Annotated in this window: 2 protein-coding genes; one reads left to right on the top strand and one right to left on the bottom strand. The window is 41.2% G+C overall.

Annotation, left to right across the window (positions count from 1 at the left end):
* On the bottom strand, positions 1 to 101 hold a 101-nt coding region (locus DEH80_RS17865; RefSeq protein ID WP_133249220.1), incomplete at its 3' end, for a helix-turn-helix domain-containing protein.
* Between DEH80_RS17865 and DEH80_RS17245 the strand changes: the two genes are divergently transcribed.
* Positions 95 to 1,564, top strand: a complete 1,470-nt coding sequence (locus tag DEH80_RS17245) for a hypothetical protein (protein WP_133249313.1) — start codon at positions 95 to 97, stop codon at positions 1,562 to 1,564. The two genes, DEH80_RS17865 and DEH80_RS17245, sit on opposite strands and share 7 nt — an antisense overlap.
* The last annotated feature ends 155 nt before the right edge of the window (positions 1,565 to 1,719 follow it).

Raw genomic sequence — 1,719 nt, 5'->3', positions numbered from 1 at the left:
CCCAACAGGCGTGCGATGGAACTAAGCGTGGCGCCCTGGCCGTGCTGAATCATGATGGTCGCACGCTCTTCTGGGCTCAGGTGATGGTAGCTGGATGACATGGCAACACTCTTTTTGGATAGTGTTGCACTTGTTTCCTGAGCCTACGATCATCTCTTTGTGCGTTTCATTAGCAAAAGATCGGCTTTCAATTGATAGAGATGGTCTCACAAAAAGACTTGGGAGGTTTGTCGAAGGTCGTAAAGAAGGAAATGCATCAGAAATTGCAAGTGAATACTTTAATCTCAAATGTCAAAACACACTATCAGCAGGACGTGATGTATTATTTGTTAAATCATTTTTAGATGATGCAGATTGTCTGATTGTAGATTTGTACAGATTCAATGACGATGGAACGAAACGACTAAAATATTATGATGATAAGGTAGAGCTTTTAAATGGTGATACTTGGGATGTTATATATCGAGCGTCAACCTTTGTAGGTATTGAGCGATTTATTGAAGAGAATTCTGAGGAATATAAAAATTCAAAATTAGCCATACTTCCTATAAATTCCGATACTAGCCCAGATGTTGAGCCTTTCGCTAAAGCGCATGCACAATATTGCTCAAGTTTGGCCGAATCTTCTAAAGAGCCTCTAATCTGTATCCATTGCGGGGATCCAGTTTCTGAGGAGGCATCTCCATTTGTTGAAATTGATGATAATCAGAATGACCAAGCTGTTGGTCTCGTGCACAAGCGATGCTTGCGGCCAATTGATAGGGTTATGGGAGTAATAAGCAACGATTTGTTTAAAGAGAATGAACAACTCCATAATTTTGATTACGTAAAATTGTTTCTTGAGGCTCCTCGGGGACAAGGCTTATTCAATGCTTCAGCATCTTTCCGGAATCGAGTAGCATCGATAGCATGGAAACCCGATTATAATAGAATCACTAAAGGTCCATTGTGTATCAAGATAAATCTTGAAGATGGCAGTGCTAGATATGTACACGAACGTGGCAAAGTTGTCCGATATTCTGAAAGTGAAGCACAAGATAAGTCAGATTTTATTAATTCAATATTTGATGAGTCACGAATAAATAAAGACCCTTGGTGCTACACATCAATTAATGAAAGCTTTGGAACATATTCTACTGCACTTCAAATGCTGGAGGAGGATGAGGAATGCATATTGTGTGTGAATGCAGAATCTGTTCGCTATACAAAGTCTATCGGAAACACATACTCACGCTTTGATAACTATTATGCTCCACTAGCCATTCTTCTAGACGAAGAATCTGGTCTTCCGATTTCTATTGATGGAACGCTTACGCTTGTTTCAAATCCACTCAGGCTGAGTCGGTTCACGGAAAACTGGAGAAAGGCAGGAATCGAACTTCCTAAATTTTCAGTATCCATAATTGAAACTGACGATGAGTTCGATAAATTAGTTCGGAGTGCAAAAGAAGACCATAATAATATACTTATTGACCCAATAGTTAATTTATCTGGTGAGCTTTCTAGTGGGTTTGTAGTCGAGAATTACTACGATGTTGTAGGATCTGAACCAGAAGATCTCTAACAAGCCATATATGGACTCCTCCCGCAACCGGGCAGTCGAAGACGTCTAGATCGAGGCGATAGAGGTGCGGTTGCGGTCGTATATTCGGCCTGTTGATGGGCTCTTACGGCCCTGGCCTTCATGGAAATCCGCATCGAGTCGTGCCACACGCTGCA

Source organism: Abyssibacter profundi, assembly GCF_003151135.1.
Taxonomy (GTDB): domain Bacteria; phylum Pseudomonadota; class Gammaproteobacteria; order Nevskiales; family OUC007; genus Abyssibacter; species Abyssibacter profundi.
Note: the sequence above shows the minus strand (reverse complement) of the source record. Positions and strands in the feature narration are given on the sequence as shown.